This window comes from Bacillus sp. FSL L8-0528 (genome assembly GCF_038593085.1).
GTDB lineage: Bacteria > Bacillota > Bacilli > Bacillales > Bacillaceae > Bacillus > Bacillus paralicheniformis.
Genome location: NZ_CP151961.1, coordinates 162,469 through 188,206, shown reverse-complemented (window position 1 = coordinate 188,206; position 25,738 = coordinate 162,469). Strand labels below are relative to the sequence as shown.

The following is a 25,738-nucleotide window of genomic DNA, read 5'->3' as shown; positions in this document are numbered from 1 at the left end:
AAAAAGAGCAAAGCTCATTCGCCCGCTTTGCTCTATTCTTTAGACTCCTTCATGCCCAAAACCGATTTTCCGGTCGATTTGATCTTATACCACATCCAGTCGAACATCTCGTTGATCTCATGGATCTGACCGGTGACTTGTCCTGCTGAAGCCGTATATTTTTCGCCATTAACAATCGTGACATCGCCGTCGACTTTGCCCTCTATAATCAGCTTTCCGTTTTTCACGGTCACATCGCCTTTGACAACTTCGCCTTCAGGTACGATGACCGTGTTGTTTTTTACTACGAGATTGGGCTGGCTGGATACGCTGAAATCCTGATCGTTTTTCCAGCTGGAGAAAAAGCTGCCGCCCATCAAAATTGTAAATAAAGCTGCCGCCACTAAAAACGGATGGGCTTTAAGCCACCTGTTGATCGATGCCGTCCGCTTTTCCTTCGGCAGGTTCGCCAGCACATCGGCTGTAAAGTTCGCCGGAGCTGTAAGATGCGACGTGCTCTGGACAAGAGCGATGGATTTTTCCATTTCATGAAGGTGCTTTTTGCAGCCTTCACATGATTGGAGGTGCTCTTTTAATTGCGATTCATCTTCCGGCAGTATGTCTCCGTCAAGGTATTTATGCATAAGCTGAACAATATCCTCCGGACAGCTCATTTCATCACCCCACTTAAAGATCCCTTAATTGTTTTCTGAGAGCCTCTCTGCCCCTGTGTATCCTCGTTTTTACCGTACCTACGGGAATATTAAGGATTTCACTGATCTCAATGAGTGAGAGCTCATCAATGTACTTTAATACGATGACCGTCCTGTATTTATCGGGAAGCCTTAAGATTTTTTCCTGGATGGTGCTGTGCAGCTCCAAAGAAACCACTTCATCCTCTGGAAGCGCAACATCCGCCGCAACCTGGGAATACATCGTCAGTCCTTCAGTCCCCGCCACCTCTGCATCCAAGTAATAGTCCGGCTTTTTTTTACGGATACGATCGATGGTCAAATTGGTTGCGATTCGATAAAGCCATGTGGAAAATTTCCGGTTGATATCAAAACTGTCGATATTCACGTATGCTCTGATAAACGCTTCCTGCGCAATATCTTCCGCCTCATGCGCATTGCCGAGCATACGGTAGCAAAGCTGATAAATTTTGTCTTTGTAAATATCCACAATGTCTGCAAATGCGTTACGATCGCCTTTTTTCACCTGTTTGATTCTTTTTTTAATCATTGTTTCCATATTTATCTAACCTCTGCCTTCACCGGTCTTTATGTATACGAATTGATTTTTATAAGGTTTCATTAAATTCATAAAAATAGTTTATCAAATTTTTGGCAGGGTGTAGATGCTTTGACAGGGATCATGCGCTTAATATTAGCTTAAAATTATTATACAACCTAAATATTATGAAGTTGAGACTTCTTCATAAAAAAAAGCAGCCAGAGGCCGCTCTTCAACCGTATTTATAGCAGCTTTTCGCCAAACAGCGACCCCATTAAGGCGACAGCCGCTTCCGCCGTCCTGTTTTTCTCATCCAATATCGGGTTGACTTCGACAAACTCAGCGGAAGTAATCAGCTTCGATTCCTCCAGCATTTCCATCGCCAGGTGGCTTTCCCTGTAACTGATGCCTCCCGCTACCGGAGTTCCGACACCCGGCGCATCGTTCGGATCAAGCGCGTCTAAATCGAGTGACAGATGGACACCGTCCGTTCTGCCGCGCAAATAGTCTATCGTTTCTTCCATCACCCTCGTCATGCCGAGGCGGTCGATTTCATGCATTGTATACACTTTGATCCCTTTGTCGCGAATCAATTCTTTTTCCCCGTCATCAAGTGACCTCGCACCGATGATGACGATGTTCTCCGCTTTAATTTTCGTTTCTTTTCCATAGATGCCTGTCAGCCCTTCATGGCCGATCCCCAGGCTGATGGCGAGCGGCATGCCGTGAATATTGCCTGAAGGAGACGTTTCTTTCGTATTTAAATCAGCATGGGCATCATACCAGATCACACCCAGGTTTTGATAATGCTTCACAAGGCCGGCAAGCGTTCCGATCGCAATGCTGTGGTCACCGCCCAGCACGAGCGGAAAAGCACCTGAAGCCACGATCTTATCAACGGTCTCAGCAAGTTTTGCACTTGCCTTTGTAATCGCTTTCAAGTTTCTCAGCTCTTCAGCTGCCGGCTCCCCGCCTTCTTTCTCATCCTCTCTTTGCCCGATCGTCATATCGCCGAGGTCTTCAATATCCTGACAAAGGCTTTCTAACCGTTCATTAACACCGGCACAGCGAATCGCGCTCGGTCCCATATCAACTCCCCGCCTCAGCTGACCGAGATCCATCGGTACGCCGATCATAGAAATCTGCTGTTTTAACATATGATATCCCCCTTTCAGACCTTCATTGTACCTTCCAATTCAGAATTGACTCAACAAGACATTTTTTTGAATAGTTATACAAAAAAGACAAAATAAAAAGGACATCCAAACAGGATGTCCAAAAACTGGGCTAGCTGGATTCGAACCAGCGCATGACGGAGTCAAAGTCCGTTGCCTTACCGCTTGGCTATAGCCCAAAAATGGTGGAGGGGGACGGATTCGAACCGCCGAACCCTGAGGGAGCGGATTTACAGTCCGCCGCGTTTAGCCACTTCGCTACCCCTCCAAAAACAGTGCCGGCCAGAGGACTTGAACCCCCAACCTACTGATTACAAGTCAGTTGCTCTACCAATTGAGCTAGACCGGCATGATACGGTATCTTATGCAGTTACCGGCGCGGTTGTGTCTAAAACCGCTTCGAAAAATGGTGGAGGATGACGGGATCGAACCGCCGACCCTCTGCTTGTAAGGCAGATGCTCTCCCAGCTGAGCTAATCCTCCGAAGTACAGGACGTACAAGTGCATGCGTTGCAACAGGACGTTGCGCTTTTAGCATGCCTTCCTTGCCTTTGAAGTACAAGTGCGCGTTGCAACAGAATGTTGCGCCCTTTAGCATGCCTTCCTTTTCCCAGCGTGCCGTCCAAAAAAGAATGGTGACCCGTACGGGATTCGAACCCGTGTTACCGCCGTGAAAGGGCGGTGTCTTAACCACTTGACCAACGGGCCATCACCGTGTTTCAAGCAGCTCTCGTAAAGCTGACAAAAGTTATTATATACAGGTTCCTCCCCATTTGTAAAGAGGTAAATTAAAATTTTTATTTTCAAATTTTTTATTCATAGAGATTGAGAAAAGCGCGGAAATTTTGTTTAAAATAGGGCTATCTGATGTGCAAGAGAGGGGACCGAATAATGATACTGGTAAGTTCATGTCTGGCCGGAGTGGAATGCCGCTATAACGGTTCGCACAGCTATGTCGAAAAAATCAATAAGCTCGTTGAAGAAAAAAAAGCGGTGATGGCTTGTCCCGAGCTGCTCGGCGGATTTCAAACACCAAGGGAACCGGCCGAAATTATAGGCGGGACGGGAGAAGACGTTTTAGACGGCAAAGCGGTGATCAAGACACAATCGGGAAATGACGTAACAGACCTATATATAAAAGGGGCATATCAAACATTGGAGATGGCAAGGCAAATCAAGGCTGATACGATCGTGCTGAAGGAAAACAGCCCGTCTTGCGGCAGCAGCCATATATACGATGGAAGTTTCTCAAGCAAAAAAATAGCCGGCAACGGCCTTACGTCGGCACTTCTGAAAAAAGAAGGCTTCCGTGTGATTTCCGAACATCAAATAGACGAGCTGTAGTACCAGGACATAAGCGCAGTTCATCTGCGCTTTATTTTATTTCGGCGTTCAGATGTTTAGAACCTAATTGAAACAAAATTTTAATATTTATCTTTTGTCATTGAAATTATATTCCAGCCATAATATACTGAAAATTAAGAAATATATGCATTTTATGATCAGGAGGATTTGTCGATGGAAAACAGCCATTTAGGTTCCTTAACAACCGAACGCCGCAATGAAAGATCCAAGCGCATTCACCAGGCAGAAACGATCGATATGTTGAAAATCATGAATGATGAAGATAAAACGGTAGCCGAAGCTGTACAAGAAGTCTTGCCCGATGTTAAGACCGCCGTTGACTACGCCGTCGGGTCGTTAAAGAAAGGGGGACGGATCATCTACATCGGTGCCGGTACAAGCGGGAGGCTCGGCGTACTTGATGCAGCTGAATGCCCGCCGACATTCAGCATATCTCCCGAGTCGGTCATAGGCATCATTGCAGGGGGAGAAAAAGCTTTGTACAATGCCGTCGAAGGCGCTGAAGATCATGAGGCTTTTGGCAGACGGGATTTAGAAGCCGTTAACCTCTCAAACAATGATACCGTAATCGGAATCGCCGCCAGCGGCCGAACTCCGTACGTCCTAGGCGCCCTGAAGTATGCCAAGAAAACAGGTGCCAAGGCCATATCGCTGACATGCAATGAAAACTCGGCGATCAGCCAGGCGGCAGATCACAGCATAGAAGTAGTCGTCGGCCCTGAAGTCATTGCCGGATCGACGAGAATGAAAGCCGCAACCGCTCATAAAATGATTTTAAACATGATCTCAACGGCGGCCATGATCAAAATGGGGAAAGTCTATGAAAACCTCATGGTAGATGTAAAAGTAAGCAATGACAAATTAAAGGAGCGGGCGATCCGCATCATCCAAACGGTCACAGGTATGCCAAAAGAAACAGCGGCGCAAGCATTGGAAATGTCCAATAACCAAGTCAAAACCGCCATCATCATGCTGAAAACAAACGAAGATGCAGCCGCTGCAGAAAAACTGCTGGAGAAATCAGAAGGCGATATTGAAAAGGCCCTATCCATTTATGAAAAATCTTAAATAAGAAAGGAAGAAACAATGGCTGCAGGAGGATTGGAAATCATTCAGAATATGCTTCACAAATTGCCGCAATCTGAACGAAAACTTGCCGAATACATTTTGAAAAACCCACACGAGGTCGTAAACGGCACCATTCAAGAGGTGAGCTCTTCGGCAAAGACAAGCGGGGCGGCGGCAATACGGCTCTGCAAATCTCTGGGGCTGAAAGGCTTTCAAGATTTAAAAATGAGGGTCGCCGGCGATTTAATGAAACCGTCTGATCAGGGATACCGCGATATCGAACCGCAGGAGCCGCTCCATTCAATCGTTCAAAAAACAACCAGCAATTCGATTCAGGCGATTCGCGATACCTTTGAAAACATTGACCACGAAGATCTTCAAAAAGCGATTCAAATACTGATCAACGCAGAAACGGTTCATTTTTGCGGGATCGGGGCTTCAGGAATCGTCGCACAAGATGCCCAGCAGAAATTTTTGCGCATCAATAAAAAAGCTACCGCTTTTAGTGATATGCATCTTGTCGCGACATTAATCGCCAATGCCGGCGAGAATGACGTTCTGTTTGCCATATCTCATTCAGGAGAAACGCATGAAATCGCCAATGCAGTCAGACTCGCCAAAAAACATGGCATTAAAACCATTGGACTGACGCGGTTTGGACAGTCTGCTGTCTCTTCATTAAGCGATATCGCCCTGTATACGTCATGCTCAAATGAAGCGCCGTTTCGCAGCGCCGCCACCTCCTCTCGTTTAACTCAGCTTTACATGATTGACATTCTGTTTTTAGGCATGGCCGCGGAGCGCTACGAGGACATCATTCAATATATTGATCAAACAAAAGCGGCCATCCGCATGATGGGAATGAGCGAATTGTAAAAAAGGGGGATATAAAATGAGCGATGAGAAAAAATATGCCGGCCTGGCAAAACTGATCTTACAACACATCGGCGGTCCGTCTAACGTCGCAGATTATACCCATTGTATGACGCGCCTGCGCATCACGCCTGTCAACAGTCAAAAAACCGACATCGGCTCAATCAAAGCGCTTGAAGGCGTGATTGGCGTCGTTGAGGAGGAAACGCTTCAGATTATCCTCGGCACTGGCGTCGTACAGCACGTATCAGACGAGTTCGGGAAGCTGCTTCAATCTGCGGAACACGTTGACTTAAAACAATCCGCAGCCAAACATAAAGCGGAGGTTTCCAAGAAAAATGCGACGCCTTTTAAGTTGTTTCTTCGGCGGATCGCAAGCATTTTTATACCGCTGATCCCCGCTTTGGTCGCCTCAGGCTTGATTACCGGAATCACCAAAGCCGTTATCCAAGCAGGCTGGCTTGCTGAAACGTCACAAACCGCCATTATTTTAACGGTAATAGGCTCAGGTTTATTTACGTATTTGGGCATCCTGGTCGGGGTCAATACGGCGAAAGAATTCGGCGGCTCCCCCGCACTCGGTGGATTAGCCGGTATTTTAATCATTAACCCGGCCGTTGGTGATATTTCGCTTTTCGGTGAAGCGCTTTTGCCGGGACGCGGCGGTTTAATCGGTATTTTATTCGCAGCTGCTTTTATCGCTTTTCTCGAAAAACGGGTCAGGCGCCTTGTACCCCATTCACTCGACATCATCATCACACCTACAGTCTCCCTTCTCATCACAGGAATCGTCACTTACGTTGTCTTCATGCCTGTCGGCGGCTTGATATCCGACGCCATAACGTCAGGACTTCTCGCCATTTTAGATCTCGGCGGCATTATCGCCGGCTTTGTACTGGGGGCCACCTTCCTTCCGCTCGTCGTAACCGGACTGCACCAAGGATTGACACCCGTTCATATGGAATTAATCCATTCAATCGGCGATGACCCGCTGCTGCCGATTTTGGCCATGGGGGGCGCAGGTCAAGTAGGCGCCGCTTTTGCGATCTATTTCAAAACAAAAAAAGCAAAGCTCAAAAGAGCCATTGCCGGCGGACTGCCGTCAGGCCTGCTCGGAATCGGTGAACCGCTCATATTCGGTGTGACTCTTCCACTCGGACGTCCGTTTTTAACCGCGTGCCTCGGCGCCGGAGTAGGTGGAGCCTTTCAAGCGTATTTCAAAATCGCGACCGAATCGATAGGCGTATCAGGTCTTCCTTTGTCATTTTTAGTCCATACCCACCAAGTTCTTTTGTATATTCTCGGTTTGTTTATTTCCTATGCTGCCGGCTTTGCCTTAACATATCTCTTTGGTTTTAAAGACGATATGGCAGTTGAATTTGATTAAACGTTTGTTTAAAATTCCCACTATGCATTTTTTGACAGAAAGGAGTGAAGCAAGCTGAAAAAGTTTATGATCAGCGCTGCAGCATCGTCCCTATTGTTGCTGACATGCTTTTTCCCGCTTCCGTCATCAGCACAGACTGCAATTGCGAACGAGACAACAGGGTTGCTGACATATCCCGTATTAACGAAGGCGAAAACGCCTGAAGAAGCCGGTTTTTCTTCGGAAAAGCTTAAAGCCGTGGACCGTCTGATCGAATAGGATGTCAAAGCGGGCTTTCCCGGGGCTGCCTTGATTTTGATAAAAGACGGAAAAATCGTCAAAAAAGAAGCATACGGCTACAAGCAGAAATACAACGGCCTCTCGACGCTCAAACATCCAAAAAAAATGAAAGCAAACACGATGTTTGACCTCGCCTCCAATACAAAAATGTATGCCGTCAATTTTGCCTTGCAGCATTTAGTGAGCACCGGAAAGCTTGACTTGAACAAAAACATTTCACATTATCTTCCTGATTTCAAAGATCACCCGGAAGACGATGTAAAGGGAAAAAACCGGCTCCGCGTCATTGATTTGCTCCACCATAACGCAGGCTTCCCTGCAAGCTGGAACTATTACGACCCGAAAGCAGCCGGACACCTCTACTCTCAGTCACGGAGCAAAACGCTTGAATATCTTGTCAAAACCCCCTTGTCATATGAACCCGGCACAAAACAAATTTACAGTGACATCGACTATATGCTCCTCGGGCTGATCATAGAAAAAGTCACAAACGAGCGTTTAGATACCTTTGTTGAAAACCAATTTTACCGGCCTCTCGGGTTGCGGCATACTTTGTTTAATCCGCTCCAAAAGGGCTTTAAACCATCGCATTTTGCAGCTACGGAACGAATGGGAAACACTAGAGACGGCACCATCTCGTTTCCAAATATCAGAACTTACACGCTTCAAGGGGAAGTCCACGATGAAAAAGCGTTCTATTCAATGGAAGGCGTCTCTGGGCATGCCGGCCTGTTTTCCACTGTTGACGACACAGCAGTGCTCCTTCAAGTCATGCTGAACGGCGGCGGTTACGAGAAACAGCAGCTATTCAGCCGTTCGGTCATTTCACAATTTACTGAGCCGTCAAAAACAAATCCCACATATGGACTAGGATGGCGGCTTAACGGCAATACCGATATGGAGTGGATGTTCGGCAAGCACGCCAGCAGCAAGGCATACGGCCATACCGGCTGGACGGGAACCGTTACTATCATCGATCCCGTGTATCAAATCGGCATTGTGTTGTTAACCAATAAAAAACACTCTCCTGTCATCGATCCTAAAGAAAACCCGAATCAATTCGAAGGTGATGCATTTGCAACCGGAAAGTACGGCAGCGTCATTACAGCTATTTACGAGGCGTTACATCACCAATAGGAGGCGACCCCTTATATGAAAAGATTTCTTCAATGCGCGTTGATTGCATTGCTATTATCGTCTCTCGCTTTGCAGCCCGCCACTCGCGAAGCAGAAGCGAAACAGCAGCCTGAACAACACCTCAAACAAATGGTCAGCAGCATGTCGCTTGAAGAGAAAATCGGACAAATGCTGATGCCTGATTTTAGAAACTGGAAGAAAAAAGGGGAATCGAACGCCAAAGGATTAACGAAAATGAATGACGAAGTCGCGGGAATCATTGAAAAATACCGGCTCGGCGGCGTCATTCTTTTTGCTGAAAACGTCACAGGCACAGAGCAGACTGTACGGTTAACAGACGGCCTGCAAAAAGCGAGTCCTGACATTCCGCTCTTTATCACGATCGATCAGGAAGGCGGGATTGTCACCAGACTCGAATCAGGCACAAACCTGCCCGGCAATATGGCAGTCGGAGCATCGAGAAGCAGCAAAAACGCCTTCAGATCAGGAAAAATCATCGGAAAAGAATTATCATCACTGGGCATCAATGTGAACTTCAGTCCTGTACTTGATGTTAACAACAATCCCGGCAACCCTGTCATCGGTGTTCGTTCTTTCAGTTCCAAGCCTGAGCTGACTTCAAAGCTCGGCATCCAGATGATGAAAGGCCTGCAGGACGAGCAAATGATCGCTACAGCAAAGCACTTTCCCGGACACGGCGATACAGTGGTTGACAGTCATTACGGATTGCCGCTTGTTCCGCATGATGAAAAAAGGCTGAGAAGTGTTGAACTTGTGCCATTTCAAAAAGCGATCGATGCAGGAATTGACATGATCATGACAGCGCATGTCCAGTTCCCCGCCTTTGACAATACAACCTATAAAAGCAAAAAAGACGGCGAGGACATCATGGTGCCTGCAACACTTTCCAAAAAAGTCATGACAGACCTTCTCCGCAAAGATCTCGGCTTTAAGGGCGTTGTCGTAACAGACGCTTTAAATATGAAAGCCATTTCTGATAATTTCGGACAGGAGGAAGCCGTCGTCATGGCTGTCAAAGCAGGAGTCGACATCGCCCTCATGCCCGCGCAAGTCACATCGCTTGAGACTGAAAAAAATCTGGCGCGTGTATTCGAAGCTCTTCTGGCAGCCGTTAAAAAAGGTGAGATCCCTATCGAACAAATCGATCAGTCGGTGGAGCGAATCCTTCAATTAAAAATAAACCGGGGTATCATCGATCACACCGGCTCAGAACCGCTTCAGAAAAAAATCAAATACGCCTTGAAAACAGTCGGCAGCAACAAACACGTGAAATCCGAAAGGAAAATGGCAAGAGAAAGCGTCACCATCCTTAAAAACGACAAAAGCACCTTGCCATTCAAACCGAAAAAAGGAGACACCGTCCTCATTCTCGCCCCATACGAAGAGCAAACAGCAGCAATCGCCAAAACCATCAGCAAAATAAAGAAAAACATTAAGGTGGTCGAATATCGATTTGCAGAAAAAACGTTTGATGAAGAGATTCAAAAGAAAATTGACGAAGCCGATTATGTCATCACAGGATCATATGTCATCAAAAACGATCCTGTTGTAAATGACGGTGTCATTGATGACAGCATTCAAGACTCAAGCAAGTGGGCAACTGCTTTTCCGCGCGCCGCCATGAAATACGCTCAGGCAAACGGGAAAAAATTTGTCTTAATGAGCTTGCGAAACCCTTATGACACGGCAAATTTTGAAGAAGCTTCTGCCGTGATCGCAGTATACGGCTTTAAAGGCTATGTAAACGGGCGCTTCAGGCAGCCGAATATCCCGGCCGGGGTGGAAGTTATCTTCGGAAAGGCAAAGCCTAAAGGAACATTGCCCGTAGACATTCCTTCGGTCACACGCCCCGGAGAAACCCTTTACCCGTTCGGCTACGGGTTGAATATTAAAAACGGCAAGCCGCTTCACAAAGGAGGGTCATGATGAGAAAAAAAGCGATCTGGCTGCTTGCGGGAATGTTTGTCTTCAGTACATTAACCGCAGCAGCGGCCTTTCCGGACAAAGAAAAGAGGGCAAAGGTCTCACCGGGTATTGAAGTGATCATGAAAAAGAAAAGCATATTAAAAGGAAAAAGGGTCGGTCTCATCACAAATCCAACCGGTGTCAATTCAGCATTAATAAGCAGCATCGATTTGCTTCAACAAGCCCCCGGTATTGAACTGACCGCTCTCTATGGTCCAGAGCACGGTGTAAGGGGAGACGCTCAAGCCGGCGATAAGGTTGACTCTTATATTGATGAAAAAACCGGTCTCCCCGTCTACAGCCTTTACGGAGATACGAGAAAACCGACACCGGAGATGTTGAAAAACGTTGACGTCCTGCTATTTGACATCCAGGATGTCGGAACGCAGTTTTACACTTACATTTACACAATGGCATATGCGATGGAGGCGGCAAAAGAAAACGGCATTCCATTCATGGTTCTTGACCGGCCAAACCCGCAAAGCGGCTTAAAAGTTGAAGGACCTGTCCTTGATCCGGATTATTCTTCATTTGTCGGAATGTATCCCATTCCTTTAAAGCACGGAATGACCGCAGGAGAACTGGCAAAGCTGTTTAATGATGAATTTAACATCGGCGCCGATTTAACCGTCATTAAAATGAAAGGGTGGAAGCGGCAGATGTTCTTTGAAGACACTGGTCTTCCTTTCGTCCTGCCGTCCCCGAACATGCCGACCCCGGATACGAGCATCGTCTACCCGGGCACAGGTTTAATTGAAGGAACCAATATGTCAGAAGGAAGGGGCACGACAAAGCCATTTGAATTAATTGGTGCGCCCTACATGAAAAGTACGGAGCTCGCCGAAAAGTTAAACGGTCTGAAGCTTCCTGGCGTCCGATTCAGAGCCGCCTCGTTCACTCCGACATTTTCCAAGCATCAAAATAAACTGTGCCACGGGGTGGAACTTTACGTGACAAACAGGTCCGCTTTTAAGCCTGTAAATACCGGTATCGCGATCATCAAAACCGTCCATGACCTCTACCCGGACGACTTTGAATTCCTCCCTTCTGGAAATTTCAACCGTCTAATCGGGAACGGATGGGTCAAAACCATGATTGAACAAGGCGCTTCAATTGATGAAATCGTCAAAAAATACGAAGCAGAGCAAAAACGGTTTATGAATATCAGAAAGAAATATTTGCTTTATTAGGAAGAGCGGGATCCGCTCTTCTTTATTTTTTTAGACTGTTCAATGATTCTCATCTCATGTAAGATATGTAAAACTGCCTTTAGGGCGGGAAGGTCATTTTAAAGGGGAGAGACATCAGATGGAATTTTACCTTGTGGATGTGTTTGCAGAAAGAAAATATACAGGAAACCAGCTCGCTGTTTTTAAAACAGAAAAAAACCTATCAAGTGATGAAATGCAAAAAATAGCCAGGGAAATCAATTTTTCCGAGACAACATTTATATTAGGAAAACAGGAAAACGGCGGGTATGATGTCCGAATCTTCACCCCGGAAAAAGAAATTCCGTTTGCAGGACATCCGACGCTGGGCACAGCGTTTATCATTAAAAATGAAATCGAAACTGAACCATCTTCAAACGTCATTTTAAATGTACGAGCAGGCGCAATACCGGTGACGTTTGACAAAGGTGAAGATCAGATCATTTGGATGAAGCAAAATCCGCCTGTATTTAAACGAACTTTTAATAAAGAAATGATGGCAGAGGTACTCGGAATCGACACATGTGATATGGATTCGAATTTCCCGATACAAGAGGTTTCCACAGGTCTGCCAGCAGTTATCGTCCCGTTAAATTCGCTAAGTGCAGTAAAAAAATGCAAAATCAACAAGGAGCAGTTTGAAGCTTTTATGAAAGAAACAGAAGCCAGTCTGCTCGTTTTTTCTACGGAAACCTATCATGAACAAAGTCACATCAATACACGAGTTTTTTGCGACTGTCTCAGCGTTCCCGAAGATCCGGCAACAGGCAGCGCAATCGGGGATCTCGCAGGATATTTACTGCATCACGGTTATTTTAATCAAAATGAGCTCAGCATAAGGGCTGAACAAGGGTTTGAAATAAACCGGCCTTCCCTCCTTTTTATTGAAGCGCACACAACGGAAAACAGCACAGAGATTCACGTCGGGGGCAACGTCCACCTGATCGCAAAAGGAACTTGGCGAACTTGAACACAACGCGGGAAAGCGGTTTTTAAATATTAGAAGAAGCAACCGCTGACGGCCTGCGAAAAGCGGCGACTAACCAAATCACATTCACGATCGCTAACAGAATGCAAAGGCCTGCGACGCCCAATAAAGCAGAAGCATATCCGCCAACAGCGCCAATCAACATAACCACTGGAATCATGGTCAGCATGATGATTAATCCAATTACGCAAAGAACAGCCATTACAAACTTCATCGCATCAAACCCGGCCATATAAACAGCGAGGGGCAGGATATAAAAGAGCAAAACGGTTCCGATTGCCGCCCACATCCCCAAAGTGCCAAACTCATTAGCATGAGGGCCTGAATGAGCGAGCGGAGAAAGTGAAGCTGTCACTAATAAAGAACAAAACAAAAATGCGGAAATTAAAGTCCAAATCATCACACTTACTCTATTGGTTTTCATTGTTTTTCACTCCTGTAAGGTTTGAGTCTGCCAACTATGAGGGCAGACCCGTTTTTTTGTCCAAATGATACGTTTTTTTCAGCTCGCTTCTTGCAAGCAAATGCCCAAATAGCGCAGCCAGGATCTGCTGAAACAGCATGCCGATGACAACGGGCACCGCCACTTGCGGCGGAAAAAACCCGGTGGCCAAAACAGCACCCGCGCTAATATTCCGCATTCCTCCGGTAAAAATTAAAGCCACGATCTCCTCCTGGGGCCGTTTCATCAGCCGACCGATCAGCCAAGCTGTCAGGTAGCCTGTAAATGCCACCAAAAAAACCGTAACGGCTATCGTTAAAAACTTTAAATCGACGTTTTTCAGGTAAGGAGCGACCACTGAACTGTTAATCGCCACCACGGCGGCTAACCCGATTTTCGAAAATGGAGCGCAATTTGCGCTTAAACGCGCTGTCCGCTCCGGTATTGAAAATTGATTGACGAGCATTCCTAATAAAGAAGGAATCACAATCATTCCGACTAAACCTTTCATCATACCGATTACATCCATTTCAACATGCGCCCCGGCCAGGATGGAAAGACTGAACGGAACGATGAAAGGCGAAAGAATCGTGTCCACTAAAATAATCGATAGGGTTAAGCCGATGTTTCCTTTATACATGGCAGCCCAAATCATACTCGTAATCCCCGTCGGAATGACAACACCGAGGGTAAGCCCTGTAATCGTCAATGAATCTCCGCTAAACACAAGATGCCCCGTGCTCCATGCCAGAACAGGCATAAATAAGTGTAAAACAAATAAAGCGAGAAGCATCGGCAAGGGATGAACCATCGCTGTTTTCAGCGACTGAAAATTTGCCCCAAGGCTGCCGGCAAACGTCATGAATGCAAAAATCCACGGCACAAGACCCGCCAGCCCATTTAAGTAATCCGCAAGCAACACCCCGCTGACAACACTTAAAGGCGTCAGTAAAGGCATAATCTTACCAAGTGTTTTATTGATCGTCTGAAGCATAGATGTAAAACGCCCGCTCTCTTTAAATCGAATTTACATTCATTATAACAAAAGATGGAATATCAAAACAGGAAGGGAATACAGAAGAAGACAGCAAGATGAAGAAGCAGCTTTTAGGCATAATGAGCTGAGCTTTTTTTATAGGGGAACACGGTTAAAATGGCCTCCATCTTAAATATTCTAACCTGCTGTTTTTGGAAGCAAAATGCTTTCACATAACCGTTTTTAATTTCTTTCACGAGAATCGCCCGTTTAGAAAAACTGCTTTCTTTCATGTAAATGATTTCTACCGGAAAACCGTCTTCCATTGAACGATACAACAGCTTATTCATCGTCTCACCTCTCATCTTTATTTTATACGAACGTTTGTTCCTAATCAAGTGTAAACAATATGTAAATTTTGGCATTATTCGAGTCCATGTATGAAAATATTAGCATTTTGAAGAAACTTTTTAAGGGGTTATTGCGTCAGTAAATACGTCACATATAAAAGAAGGAGTACCCGCCATGGCAAGAACATACAGAACGCGAATAAAGAAAAGAAAAAAGCAGAAAACAAAAAGAAGGCTCATCATATTTTCCTTTCTGCTTGTTTGTGGATTAATTTATCTTGCACTTCCAAGCGGTATGCGAGATCACCAGGAAAACCAACTGCAGGCAACTGAAAAAAAAGAACAGCCTGAAGCAAAGAAGAAGACAAATCAAAACGAAACAAAAAAGAACCCTATCATCACAAAAAATGATAATGCTCAATTGGATCAATATTTAAAAAGCATTGGATTCAGCGGCACAGCATTAATTGTAGAAGACGGAAAAGTTGTGACAAGCAAAGGGTATTTATATGCAAACCGCGAGGAAATGGTCCCCAATACACCGGACACCGTCTTTTATGTAGGGTCATCACAAAAAGCAATTATTGCAACGGCAATTTTACAGCTTGAGGAAAAAGGATTGCTGTCAGTAAATGACCCTGTTTCTAAGTATCTTCCTGACTTTCCAAACGGTTCAAAGATCACCCTTTATCATTTCTTGACACATACATCAGGGATTAGGGGACACAAAGAAGGTCACGGATATATTTCACCGGAAGATTTAATTAAAGATATCGAAAAACGGGGCGTAAAATACCCAACTGGGAAATGGGATTATAGAGACTCCAATTACTCGGTTCTGGCATACATTGTGTCCATGGTAAGCGGTGAACCAGTCGACCAATACATCAAAAAGCACGTTTTTAAACCTGCCGGTATGAAACACGCAGGCTTTTATAAAACATTTGCTAAAGAGTCAAATCCGTCGACAGGGTATAAATTAAACCCGAAAAAAGAGCTTTATACGCCTGACATGCCGGATTTATCACAGCTTTACGGGGCCGGTGATATTTATATGACCGCTTATGATATGTATTTGTTTGATAAGGCGCTTTACGAAAGAAAAATCATTTCCAATGAAAGTTTTATGAAAATGTTTACACCGAATAAAGCAACATACGGCATGGGCTTTTATGTGTCGCCGGGAAGCTATTCAAGCCACGGTGTCATGCCCGGCTATAACATATTAAACAGCTTCAGTCTGACAGGAAGCAGGTACGTCATCCTATTTTCAAACATCCAAAACAACATTAAGTCTTTTGGCAGTGTGAATAATCGGATCTTCTCTATTTTAAATGGATTTTAAACATGTTCAAAAAAGCTCTCTGACTCGGATGACAGAGGGCTTGTTTGAATAGCAGAGAAAGTTTTTACAGCTAAAAGGGATCTTAATTATAAATGTAGAAGATAGATGATAAATGAATTTTCAATATAAAGGAAGGTCGTCATGTCATTATTAACGCTTAGCAAAATCGTGGCCATTATAGGCGTTGCAGCATTATTTATATGGACTTTTAAAGACTCAAAACAGCATGAACCTGATACGTTAAAGTACGGGAGTTATATGTTGTTCCTTCTTGTCTTAGAAGTCGCAATTAACGTTTTATATGAGTGGGTATAGCAGTAAAAGCAGGCGTTAAGCCTGCTTTTATACATTTCAATAAGTCAGAAGCAAAATATCGCAAAACCAAATCCAGTAAAACGTATTCTAACTGACCAAAACCAACTAGTCCGCCTCCGATTACTATACAGCTGTTCCAACTGGGGTTTTTCCACAATAAAAATGAAAGAGGGGGAACTATGACTTTCTTAGTTTTAATGGCAGGGTTATTTCTTTTCATTTACATGAAAGAACCATTCAGCAAAAAAGTGTATGCTTATGTTTACGTGGCTTTTTATTTAATGGTTTTAGCCCTATATATTATTAACACTACATTTGTAAATTTAATATCTAGCAGACTATTATTAATTGTAACAGTAATTGTCATTTCACCATTGTTCATCAGTTTTCTTAAATCCTCAAATGAATCTCGTTAGTTTAAAAAGCAGAGGAGCAGGCATTATGCCTGCTCCTTATTGGTTACTTCAACAACGCTTCATGTTTTAGACCCGTAAATAGCAAACAGCCCATGCATCAGCTGGAACTGTTGTTTTCTCCCCTTAATAACCGTCAATACCGTTATTTTTAGTGCTCTTGTCGAGAGAGAAATAATTAGAATCAATACGTCTGTGCAGAGAACTGATTACAATGAAAGAAATATTCGACTACCGGAAAATAGCATGAGAATGGCCAACATATTGATTTGCTATTTGGACATATAGACGGCTCTCCATTCAGCCCAAGGTCAGTTACGCAATTTTGGAATAGGATTGTAAAAAGATACAAACAAAAGATAGCGTTTCACGATTTACGACACTCTGCAGCCTCTTATTTGTTAAGTCAGGGATTAAGTATGAAGGTTATCCAAGAAAGATTACATTTCAACCACAATGAACTTGTATACTCATATCACTAAAGAACTTGATCAAGACGCGGGAAATGCATTTTTGAAAGTGAGAAATTAGATAGGAGCTTATTTGGTCAGTTGAAAAAGCGCAAAAACAAAAAAAGCTTTCTCCGCCATAGGAGAAACCTTGTCATATCAACGTATTCACTTAAGCTTCCAAGCGGGCTCGAACCGCTGACCTCTTCCTTACCATGGAAGTGCTCTACCTGCTGAGCTATGGAAGCATTGGCTCCGCAGGCAGGATTCGAACCTGCGACCGATCGGTTAACAGCCGATAGCTCTACCACTGAGCTACTGCGGAATAAGATAAGCTTCAATTCATGCAGGGTAAAGATATATAAACAGCTTGGCGGCGTCCTACTCTCACAGGGGGAAGCCCCCAACTACCATCGGCGCTGAAGAGCTTAACTTCCGTGTTCGGCATGGGAACGGGTGTGACCTCTTCGCTATCGCCACCAAACTAATTTGAGAGGTGTTCTCTCAAAACTAGATAACGGTCAGACGATTCACAAAAGTATTTAGGTTAAGTCCTCGATCGATTAGTATCTGTCAGCTCCATGTGTCGCCACACTTCCACCTCAGACCTATCAACCTGATCATCTTTCAGGGATCTTACTTCCTTGCGGAATGGGAAATCTCATCTTGAGGGGGGCTTCATGCTTAGATGCTTTCAGCACTTATCCCGTCCGCACATAGCTACCCAGCGATGCCCTTGGCAGAACAACTGGTACACCAGCGGTGCGTCCATCCCGGTCCTCTCGTACTAAGGACAGCTCCTCTCAAATTTCCTGCGCCCGCGACGGATAGGGACCGAACTGTCTCACGACGTTCTGAACCCAGCTCGCGTACCGCTTTAATGGGCGAACAGCCCAACCCTTGGGACCGACTACAGCCCCAGGATGCGATGAGCCGACATCGAGGTGCCAAACCTCCCCGTCGATGTGGACTCTTGGGGGAGATAAGCCTGTTATCCCCGGGGTAGCTTTTATCCGTTGAGCGATGGCCCTTCCATGCGGAACCACCGGATCACTAAGCCCGACTTTCGTCCCTGCTCGACTTGTAGGTCTCGCAGTCAAGCTCCCTTGTGCCTTTACACTCTGCGAATGATTTCCAACCATTCTGAGGGAACCTTTGGGCGCCTCCGTTACCTTTTAGGAGGCGACCGCCCCAGTCAAACTGCCCACCTGACACTGTCTCCCTGCCCGATAAGGGCAGCGGGTTAGAAGGTCAATACAGCCAGGGTAGTATCCCACCGATGCCTCCACCGAAGCTGGCGCTCCGGTTTCCAAGGCTCCTACCTATCCTGTACAAGCTGTACCAACATTCAATATCAGGCTGCAGTAAAGCTCCACGGGGTCTTTCCGTCCTGTCGCGGGTAACCTGCATCTTCACAGGTACTATAATTTCACCGAGTCTCTCGTTGAGACAGTGCCCAGATCGTTGCGCCTTTCGTGCGGGTCGGAACTTACCCGACAAGGAATTTCGCTACCTTAGGACCGTTATAGTTACGGCCGCCGTTTACTGGGGCTTCAATTCGCACCTTCGCTTACGCTAAGCGCTCCTCTTAACCTTCCAGCACCGGGCAGGCGTCAGCCCCTATACTTCGCCTTACGGCTTCGCAGAGACCTGTGTTTTTGCTAAACAGTCGCCTGGGCCTATTCACTGCGGCTCTCTCGGGCTTGCACCCTAACAGAGCACCCCTTCTCCCGAAGTTACGGGGTCATTTTGCCGAGTTCCTTAACGAGAGTTCTCTCGATCACCTTAGGATTCTCTCCTCGCCTACCTGTGTCGGTTTGCGGTACGGGCACCTCTCACCTCGCTAGAGGCTTTTCTTGGCAGTGTGGAATCAGGAACTTCGCTACTATATTTCGCTCGCCATCACAGCTCAGCCTTACGGGAAACGGATTTGCCTATTTCCCAGCCTAACTGCTTGGACGCGGATATCCAATACCGCGCTTACCCTATCCTCCTGCGTCCCCCCATTGCTCAAATGGTGAGGAGGTGGTACAGGAATATCAACCTGTTGTCCATCGCCTACGCCTTTCGGCCTCGGCTTAGGTCCCGACTAACCCTGAGCGGACGAGCCTTCCTCAGGAAACCTTAGGCATTCGGTGGAGGGGATTCTCACCCCTCTTTCGCTACTCATACCGGCATTCTCACTTCTAAGCGCTCCACGAGTCCTTCCGGTCTCGCTTCACAGCCCTTAGAACGCTCTCCTACCACTGTTCGTAAGAACAGTCCGCAGCTTCGGTGATACGTTTAGCCCCGGTACATTTTCGGCGCAGAGTCACTCGACCAGTGAGCTATTACGCACTCTTTAAATGGTGGCTGCTTCTAAGCCAACATCCTGGTTGTCTAAGCAACTCCACATCCTTTTCCACTTAACGTATACTTTGGGACCTTAGCTGGCGGTCTGGGCTGTTTCCCTTTCGACTACGGATCTTATCACTCGCAGTCTGACTCCCAAGGATAAGTCTTTGGCATTCGGAGTTTGACTGAATTCGGTAACCCGGTAGGGGCCCCTAGTCCAATCAGTGCTCTACCTCCAAGACTCTTACCTTGAGGCTAGCCCTAAAGCTATTTCGGAGAGAACCAGCTATCTCCAGGTTCGATTGGCATTTCACCCCTACCCACACCTCATCCCCGCACTTTTCAACGTGCGTGGGTTCGGGCCTCCATTCAGTGTTACCTGAACTTCACCCTGGACATGGGTAGATCACCTGGTTTCGGGTCTACGACCACGTACTCATGCGCCCTATTCAGACTCGCTTTCGCTGCGGCTCCGTCTTTTCAAACTTAACCTTGCACGGGATCGTAACTCGCCGGTTCATTCTACAAAAGGCACGCCATCACCCGTTAACGGGCTCTGACTACTTGTAGGCACACGGTTTCAGGATCTCTTTCACTCCCCTTCCGGGGTGCTTTTCACCTTTCCCTCACGGTACTGGTTCACTATCGGTCACTAGGGAGTATTTAGCCTTGGGAGATGGTCCTCCCGGATTCCGACGGAATTTCACGTGTTCCGCCGTACTCAGGATCCACTCAGGAGAGAACGAAGTTTTGACTACAGGGCTGTTACCTCCTATGGCGGGCCTTTCCAGACCTCTTCATCTACCTCGTTCTTTTGTAACTCCGTACAGAGTGTCCTACAACCCCAAGAGGCAAGCCTCTTGGTTTGGGCTGTTCCCGTTTCGCTCGCCGCTACTCAGGGAATCGCATTTGCTTTCTCTTCCTCCGGGTACTTAGATGTTTCAGTTCCCCGGGTCTGCCTTCTCATATCCTATGAATTCAGATATGGATACTGCTCCATTACGAGCAGTGGGTTTCCCCATTCGGAAATCTCCGGATCAAAGCTTGCTTACAGCTCCCCGAAGCATATCGGTGTTCGTCCCGTCCTTCATCGGCTCCTAGTGCCAAGGCATCCACCGTGCGCCCTTTCTAACTTAACCGTTAAAAAGAATCACTACGTGATATCTTGCATTACAATTGAATGTGAATGTCTACTTTCGTTATCTAGTTTTCAAAGAACACGCTTTGAAGGAATGATCCTTCAAAACTAAACAAGATCTAAACGCACCTGTCTATAAGACCGCAAGGTCTTATATTCCGTATAATATCCTTAGAAAGGAGGTGATCCAGCCGCACCTTCCGATACGGCTACCTTGTTACGACTTCACCCCAATCATCTGTCCCACCTTCGGCGGCTGGCTCCAAAAGGTTACCTCACCGACTTCGGGTGTTACAAACTCTCGTGGTGTGACGGGCGGTGTGTACAAGGCCCGGGAACGTATTCACCGCGGCATGCTGATCCGCGATTACTAGCGATTCCAGCTTCACGCAGTCGAGTTGCAGACTGCGATCCGAACTGAGAACAGATTTGTGGGATTGGCTTAGCCTCGCGGCTTCGCTGCCCTTTGTTCTGCCCATTGTAGCACGTGTGTAGCCCAGGTCATAAGGGGCATGATGATTTGACGTCATCCCCACCTTCCTCCGGTTTGTCACCGGCAGTCACCTTAGAGTGCCCAACTGAATGCTGGCAACTAAGATCAAGGGTTGCGCTCGTTGCGGGACTTAACCCAACATCTCACGACACGAGCTGACGACAACCATGCACCACCTGTCACTCTGCCCCCGAAGGGGAAGCCCTATCTCTAGGGTTGTCAGAGGATGTCAAGACCTGGTAAGGTTCTTCGCGTTGCTTCGAATTAAACCACATGCTCCACCGCTTGTGCGGGCCCCCGTCAATTCCTTTGAGTTTCAGTCTTGCGACCGTACTCCCCAGGCGGAGTGCTTAATGCGTTTGCTGCAGCACTAAAGGGCGGAAACCCTCTAACACTTAGCACTCATCGTTTACGGCGTGGACTACCAGGGTATCTAATCCTGTTCGCTCCCCACGCTTTCGCGCCTCAGCGTCAGTTACAGACCAGAGAGTCGCCTTCGCCACTGGTGTTCCTCCACATCTCTACGCATTTCACCGCTACACGTGGAATTCCACTCTCCTCTTCTGCACTCAAGTTCCCCAGTTTCCAATGACCCTCCCCGGTTGAGCCGGGGGCTTTCACATCAGACTTAAGAAACCGCCTGCGCGCGCTTTACGCCCAATAATTCCGGACAACGCTTGCCACCTACGTATTACCGCGGCTGCTGGCACGTAGTTAGCCGTGGCTTTCTGGTTAGGTACCGTCAAGGTACCGCCCTATTCGAACGGTACTTGTTCTTCCCTAACAACAGAGTTTTACGATCCGAAAACCTTCATCACTCACGCGGCGTTGCTCCGTCAGACTTTCGTCCATTGCGGAAGATTCCCTACTGCTGCCTCCCGTAGGAGTCTGGGCCGTGTCTCAGTCCCAGTGTGGCCGATCACCCTCTCAGGTCGGCTACGCATCGTTGCCTTGGTGAGCCGTTACCTCACCAACTAGCTAATGCGCCGCGGGTCCATCTGTAAGTGGTAGCTAAAAGCCACCTTTTATAATTGAACCATGCGGTTCAATCAAGCATCCGGTATTAGCCCCGGTTTCCCGGAGTTATCCCAGTCTTACAGGCAGGTTACCCACGTGTTACTCACCCGTCCGCCGCTGACCTAAGGGAGCAAGCTCCCGTCGGTCCGCTCGACTTGCATGTATTAGGCACGCCGCCAGCGTTCGTCCTGAGCCAGGATCAAACTCTCCATGAAGTTTGATAATGACTACGCACATTCGCATGTGCGATTTATTTAATGAATTAACAGGTACGTTTGTCTTGTTTAGTTTTCAAAGATCATTTCCGCTTCGTTCAGCGGCTTTAATAATATAACATCAAGCTCACATATTTGTCAATAACTTTTCTCAAAATTATTTTTTGGAGCTTTTTCGTGTCAGCTGTTTATCAGCGACGAATAATAATATAACATGTTAATTCAAATCTGGTCAACCCTCTTTTTAATTTTTTTCTTAAGATGAATTATTGTTATGTTCTATTTTAAACAAGCATAGGATGAATACAAAGCAGCATGGACAAGGAGGAGTTTCTCTGTGAACCATTTTTATGTGTGGCATATGAAACGAATTAAGCAGTTAATCATTATTATGATAGCCGCTTTTGCGACAGCAAGCTTTTTTTATGTACAAAACCTGCTCCCTCTTCCTGTGTTTTCTACAGAAAGCGGAGCAAAAGCGGTATATAGAGGAGACTCAGATACAAACGAAGTCGCTCTTACCTTTAATATCAGCTGGGGAGATCAAAAGGCCATGCCTATTTTAGATACATTAAAAGCAAACGGTATTAAAGACGCGACCTTTTTTCTTTCAGCTTCATGGGCGGAGCGACATCCGGATGTCGTGGAAAGAATCCGTAAAGACGGTCATCAGATCGGGAGCATGGGCTATGCTTATAAAAACTATTCGCAAATGAAGAAAAGCGAAATCAAAAAAGACTTAACAAAAGCACAAAACTCTTTTCAAAAACTCGGTCTTGAGGACCTCACGCTTTTAAGGCCGCCGACCGGCCAGTTTAATAAAGACGTACTCGCTGTCGCTAAACAGTACGGCTATACCGTCGTTCACTACAGTATTAATTCGGATGACTGGACGAACCCGGGGGTTCAAAAGATCGTACAAAACGTAAATGAAACGGTGAGCGCTGGTGATATCGTGCTCTTTCACGCTTCAGATTCGGCCAAACAAACAAAAGAAGCCCTGCCTGAGATCGTGCACCACCTCAGAAGCAAGGGACTCAAAAATGTAACCGTCAGCGATTTAATCGCAAATACGGATGCAAAATCATCAGAAGTAAAATAGCAACCGGTCTAAGCGCGGGCCTGAAATTTTGGCAGCATTAAAAGTTGAAAAGCGTTGCAGGCTAATAAAGGAAGCAGCATTAAATAGAGCCAGTCCTCTTCATTGACCCTTAACGCCGGGAACCACTCCATCACAGTAAAAACAAACATTAGAAATAATGCGGAAACGAACGTTTTTTTAGAGGACTGTTTTTGCTTTGCATATGCGGCCGCAATGCTTACCGCTAAAATAAAGAGCGGCAGCCAAATATACGGAATGATGGAGCCTCCCCCTTTTTCAAAAAACAGAAAACGCAAGTAAACCAAATCAAACGCGACAAATACAATTAAAAAAAGCTGAATCGAGTTCCACAAAGAATGAGATCTGAAGATTTCCAGTGCAAAACGGTGAATCGTTAAGAAAATCACAAACCCCATTTGAGCAATCACGCTAAAGATCATGCCAACCCCGATAAACCAAAATAGAACAGAAAGAATCTCCAATACCTCGAAGGAAAGAAACAGCTCCTTATATCTTCCCCACTCAATGGCAAAACCGACAATACTTGTAGTCAAAGCTCCGACACCCAACACGGAAAAGAAAAATCGGACGAGATTACGGCTTTTCATTGTAGACTTCCCAACCCCTAAGTAAACGCTGTAGCAGCGATATTTTGTTATGTATAAATTTTTAAAAGACATTCATATTAAAGGTAAGACGAGTTTTCGAAAGGAGCTTAAGCATGTTCAAGACCACAATGCTATCGATAAGCTGTTTTCTGTTTCTATCTGTAACAGCTTGTGCTCCCACGGACCAAGCAGCTGAGATGGACTATGATCAAACCAAAAAGATGGTTGTCGATATATTAAAGACAGATGACGGAAAAAAAGCGATTCAAGAAATATTAAATGATGACAAATTAAATGAAACACTTGTGATGGATGAAAAAACCGTCAAAGAAACCGTTGAAAAAACAATGACCTCCAAAAAAGGAGCCGAATTTTGGAAAAAAGTCTTCGAAGATCCAAAATTCGCAGAAGGCTTTGCCAAAACACTTCAAAATGAACATGAAAAAGTGCTGAAAAAACTGATGAAAGATCCTGAGTACCAAAAAATGCTGATCCAGGTCATGCAGGATCCTGAAATGGCCAAAAAGTACGGTGAACTTGTCAGAAGCCAGGAATTCCGAACCCACCTGCAGGAAGTCATATCTGACACTCTGTCAAGCCCGCTCTACAGAAAGCAGTTTGAAGAGGAACTGAAAAAAGCTGCTTCTGAAAGCATGAAAGAAGAAATGAAAGGCGGCGAAGAAAAACAAAGCTAAGCCGCTTTTCATTCACTAAAAGCTTCTTCCGCGGAGGAAGCTTTTTCTGCTCTTTAAGCTTTTACGCCAATGCTTTCGTCGATTTTTTTGGCGATATCCAAATAAATGGCGCCGGTCGGGTGGCTTTCATCATAAACGGACGGCGCGAATTCGCTGTCATCCCAATCCGGCTGCTTCAGCGGAATTTTCCCCAGAATCGGAACGCCGAGTTCTTCTGCGAGCTTCTCGCCTCCGCCTTTGCCGAATACGTATTCCTTTTCGCCTGTTTTGACACTTTCGTAATAAGCCATATTTTCAACGATTCCCAAGATTTCATGATCGGTCTTCAAAGCCATCGCGCCCGCTCTTGCAGCGACAAACGCGGCAGTAGGGTGCGGTGTCGACACGATCACCTCTTTACAGCTTGGAAGCATTGAGTGAACATCAAGCGCTACATCGCCTGTTCCCGGCGGCAGGTCTAAGATAATATAATCGACATCTCCCCATTCGACCTCATGGAAGAAGTTATTCAGCATTTTTCCAAGCATAGGGCCTCGCCAAATGACAGGGGCATTGTCTTCAACAAAAAATCCCATCGAAATTACTTTGACACCGAATCTTTCAACCGGCACGACCTTTTCTCCTTCAATCGTCGGCCGTACAGTGATTCCCATCATATCCGGAACGCTGAATCCGTAAATATCGGCGTCGATTAATCCGACTTTCTTTCCGATTCGCGCCAGAGACACAGCCAAATTGACCGATACCGTCGACTTTCCGACGCCACCTTTACCGCTTGCCACCGCTAAAAACACAGGCTGTTTTTCACTATTCAGCAGAGATTGATCCTGCCCTTGGGCAGACTCTTGATAACTCATCACGACTTCTTCAGGCAGCTCTTCAAAACGCAGGCCGACCGTCTCTGCACCGGCTTCTTTCAACCGTATGACGATTTCCTGCTGAAGCTGCATTTGTTCGGCAGATCCCGTTTTTGCGAGCGCCACCTTTACGCTGACGTGCCGTTTTTCGGGTTTTATTTTAATTTCCTTGACGGCATCCAGCTCTCTGAGCGGCTTGTGAAGAAATGGCTCGTCCAAATCGCCGACTATTTTTTTTACATCGTCTTCTCGCAACATTGATCTCACCCTTTGTTGTATTCGTTTACAAAATAAGTATAGCATATCTTTCC

At 46.0% G+C, this 25,738-nt stretch carries 18 protein-coding genes, 7 tRNA genes, 3 rRNA genes and 1 pseudogene; 11 read left to right on the top strand and 18 right to left on the bottom strand.

Annotated features, from left to right (window positions below):
- Positions 1-32: 32 nt before the first annotated feature.
- The 8 genes from rsiW to MHI30_RS01045 all read right to left on the bottom strand — a co-directional run bounded on the left by rsiW (position 33) and on the right by MHI30_RS01045 (position 3,095).
- Positions 33-653, bottom strand: coding sequence for an anti-sigma-W factor RsiW (gene rsiW / locus MHI30_RS01080; RefSeq protein WP_020449920.1), 621 nt, complete (start codon positions 651-653; stop codon positions 33-35).
- Between the two features lie 13 nt (positions 654-666).
- Positions 667-1,230, bottom strand: coding sequence for an RNA polymerase sigma factor SigW (gene sigW, locus MHI30_RS01075; protein ID WP_003178438.1), 564 nt, complete (start codon positions 1,228-1,230; stop codon positions 667-669).
- 224 nt (positions 1,231-1,454) lie between these two features.
- Positions 1,455-2,369 (bottom strand): arginase, encoded by a 915-nt coding sequence (gene rocF / locus MHI30_RS01070; RefSeq protein WP_020449919.1) that lies wholly within the window; start codon positions 2,367-2,369, stop codon positions 1,455-1,457.
- 125 nt (positions 2,370-2,494) lie between these two features.
- Positions 2,495-2,566 (bottom strand) — tRNA-Gln (locus MHI30_RS01065).
- Positions 2,567-2,570: 4 nt separating this feature from the next.
- Positions 2,571-2,655, bottom strand: a tRNA-Tyr gene (locus MHI30_RS01060).
- An 8-nt stretch (positions 2,656-2,663) separates the two neighbouring features.
- Positions 2,664-2,736: transfer RNA gene (locus tag MHI30_RS01055), tRNA-Thr, on the bottom strand.
- Positions 2,737-2,794: 58 nt separating this feature from the next.
- Positions 2,795-2,870 (bottom strand) — tRNA-Val (locus MHI30_RS01050).
- A gap of 150 nt (positions 2,871-3,020) precedes the next feature.
- Positions 3,021-3,095, bottom strand: a tRNA-Glu gene (locus MHI30_RS01045).
- A 183-nt stretch (positions 3,096-3,278) separates the two neighbouring features.
- Between MHI30_RS01045 and MHI30_RS01040 the strand changes: the two genes are divergently transcribed.
- The 8 genes and pseudogenes from MHI30_RS01040 to MHI30_RS01005 all read left to right on the top strand — a co-directional run bounded on the left by MHI30_RS01040 (position 3,279) and on the right by MHI30_RS01005 (position 12,660).
- Positions 3,279-3,731, top strand: a complete 453-nt coding sequence (locus MHI30_RS01040) for a DUF523 domain-containing protein (RefSeq protein ID WP_003178435.1) — start codon at positions 3,279-3,281, stop codon at positions 3,729-3,731.
- Between the two features lie 174 nt (positions 3,732-3,905).
- The gene (gene murQ, locus MHI30_RS01035; protein ID WP_003178433.1) at positions 3,906-4,820 is read left to right on the top strand and encodes an N-acetylmuramic acid 6-phosphate etherase; all 915 of its coding nucleotides are present in this window, start codon (positions 3,906-3,908) and stop codon (positions 4,818-4,820) included.
- A gap of 18 nt (positions 4,821-4,838) precedes the next feature.
- Positions 4,839-5,696 (top strand): MurR/RpiR family transcriptional regulator, encoded by an 858-nt coding sequence (locus MHI30_RS01030; RefSeq protein ID WP_075753527.1) that lies wholly within the window; start codon positions 4,839-4,841, stop codon positions 5,694-5,696.
- Positions 5,697-5,712: 16 nt separating this feature from the next.
- Positions 5,713-7,080, top strand: coding sequence for a PTS transporter subunit EIIC (locus MHI30_RS01025; RefSeq protein WP_075753525.1), 1,368 nt, complete (start codon positions 5,713-5,715; stop codon positions 7,078-7,080).
- 66 nt (positions 7,081-7,146) lie between these two features.
- Positions 7,147-8,496: pseudogene (gene pbp4b, locus MHI30_RS01020) on the top strand (penicillin binding protein PBP4B).
- A 15-nt stretch (positions 8,497-8,511) separates the two neighbouring features.
- Positions 8,512-10,443, top strand: coding sequence for a glycoside hydrolase family 3 protein (locus MHI30_RS01015; RefSeq protein WP_075753521.1), 1,932 nt, complete (start codon positions 8,512-8,514; stop codon positions 10,441-10,443).
- Positions 10,443-11,672, top strand: coding sequence for a DUF1343 domain-containing protein (locus MHI30_RS01010; protein ID WP_075753519.1), 1,230 nt, complete (start codon positions 10,443-10,445; stop codon positions 11,670-11,672). The genes MHI30_RS01015 and MHI30_RS01010 overlap by 1 nt, the downstream gene beginning before the upstream one ends.
- 118 nt (positions 11,673-11,790) lie before the next feature.
- Complete coding sequence (locus tag MHI30_RS01005; protein ID WP_075753517.1) at positions 11,791-12,660, top strand: PhzF family phenazine biosynthesis protein; 870 nt, start codon at positions 11,791-11,793, stop codon at positions 12,658-12,660.
- A gap of 22 nt (positions 12,661-12,682) precedes the next feature.
- Here the strand turns inward: MHI30_RS01005 and MHI30_RS01000 are convergent, their stop codons facing one another.
- From MHI30_RS01000 to MHI30_RS00990, 3 genes are all read right to left on the bottom strand, one after another.
- Complete coding sequence (locus MHI30_RS01000; RefSeq protein WP_075753515.1) at positions 12,683-13,102, bottom strand: DUF5391 family protein; 420 nt, start codon at positions 13,100-13,102, stop codon at positions 12,683-12,685.
- A 34-nt stretch (positions 13,103-13,136) separates the two neighbouring features.
- Positions 13,137-14,078 (bottom strand): bile acid:sodium symporter family protein, encoded by a 942-nt coding sequence (locus tag MHI30_RS00995; protein ID WP_142238624.1) that lies wholly within the window; start codon positions 14,076-14,078, stop codon positions 13,137-13,139.
- Positions 14,079-14,227: 149 nt separating this feature from the next.
- Positions 14,228-14,446, bottom strand: coding sequence for a hypothetical protein (locus tag MHI30_RS00990; RefSeq protein ID WP_075753511.1), 219 nt, complete (start codon positions 14,444-14,446; stop codon positions 14,228-14,230).
- Between the two features lie 175 nt (positions 14,447-14,621).
- Between MHI30_RS00990 and MHI30_RS00985 the strand changes: the two genes are divergently transcribed.
- The gene (locus MHI30_RS00985) at positions 14,622-15,791 is read left to right on the top strand and encodes a serine hydrolase domain-containing protein (RefSeq protein ID WP_075753509.1); all 1,170 of its coding nucleotides are present in this window, start codon (positions 14,622-14,624) and stop codon (positions 15,789-15,791) included.
- A 1,352-nt stretch (positions 15,792-17,143) separates the two neighbouring features.
- Here MHI30_RS00985 and MHI30_RS00980 read toward each other — a convergent pair.
- The 5 genes from MHI30_RS00980 to MHI30_RS00960 form a co-directional block, all read right to left on the bottom strand.
- Positions 17,144-17,216: transfer RNA gene (locus tag MHI30_RS00980), tRNA-Thr, on the bottom strand.
- 2 nt (positions 17,217-17,218) lie between these two features.
- Positions 17,219-17,293, bottom strand: a tRNA-Asn gene (locus MHI30_RS00975).
- Positions 17,294-17,336: 43 nt separating this feature from the next.
- Positions 17,337-17,452: ribosomal RNA gene (gene rrf, locus MHI30_RS00970) — 5S ribosomal RNA — on the bottom strand.
- 59 nt (positions 17,453-17,511) lie between these two features.
- Positions 17,512-20,441, bottom strand: a 23S ribosomal RNA gene (locus tag MHI30_RS00965).
- A gap of 174 nt (positions 20,442-20,615) precedes the next feature.
- A 16S ribosomal RNA gene (locus MHI30_RS00960) occupies positions 20,616-22,165 on the bottom strand.
- Together the 16S, 23S and 5S rRNA genes with 2 tRNA genes alongside form the textbook arrangement of a ribosomal RNA operon.
- Before the next feature lie 337 nt (positions 22,166-22,502).
- Here MHI30_RS00960 and pdaB point away from each other — a divergent pair.
- Positions 22,503-23,267, top strand: coding sequence for a polysaccharide deacetylase family sporulation protein PdaB (gene pdaB / locus MHI30_RS00955; RefSeq protein ID WP_075752528.1), 765 nt, complete (start codon positions 22,503-22,505; stop codon positions 23,265-23,267).
- 8 nt (positions 23,268-23,275) lie between these two features.
- Here pdaB and MHI30_RS00950 read toward each other — a convergent pair whose 3' ends face one another.
- Positions 23,276-23,875, bottom strand: coding sequence for a KinB-signaling pathway activation protein (locus MHI30_RS00950; protein ID WP_075752530.1), 600 nt, complete (start codon positions 23,873-23,875; stop codon positions 23,276-23,278).
- A 113-nt stretch (positions 23,876-23,988) separates the two neighbouring features.
- Here MHI30_RS00950 and gerD point away from each other — a divergent pair, with 113 nt between their 5' ends.
- Positions 23,989-24,570, top strand: coding sequence for a spore germination lipoprotein GerD (gerD, locus tag MHI30_RS00945; RefSeq protein WP_023855899.1), 582 nt, complete (start codon positions 23,989-23,991; stop codon positions 24,568-24,570).
- Between the two features lie 53 nt (positions 24,571-24,623).
- On the opposite strand, the gene MHI30_RS00940 is transcribed toward gerD, so the two are convergent.
- Positions 24,624-25,685 carry an Mrp/NBP35 family ATP-binding protein gene (locus tag MHI30_RS00940; RefSeq protein WP_075752532.1) on the bottom strand — a complete coding sequence of 354 codons (1,062 nt, stop codon included), beginning with the start codon at positions 25,683-25,685 and terminating at the stop codon, positions 24,624-24,626.
- Positions 25,686-25,738: the final 53 nt, after the last annotated feature.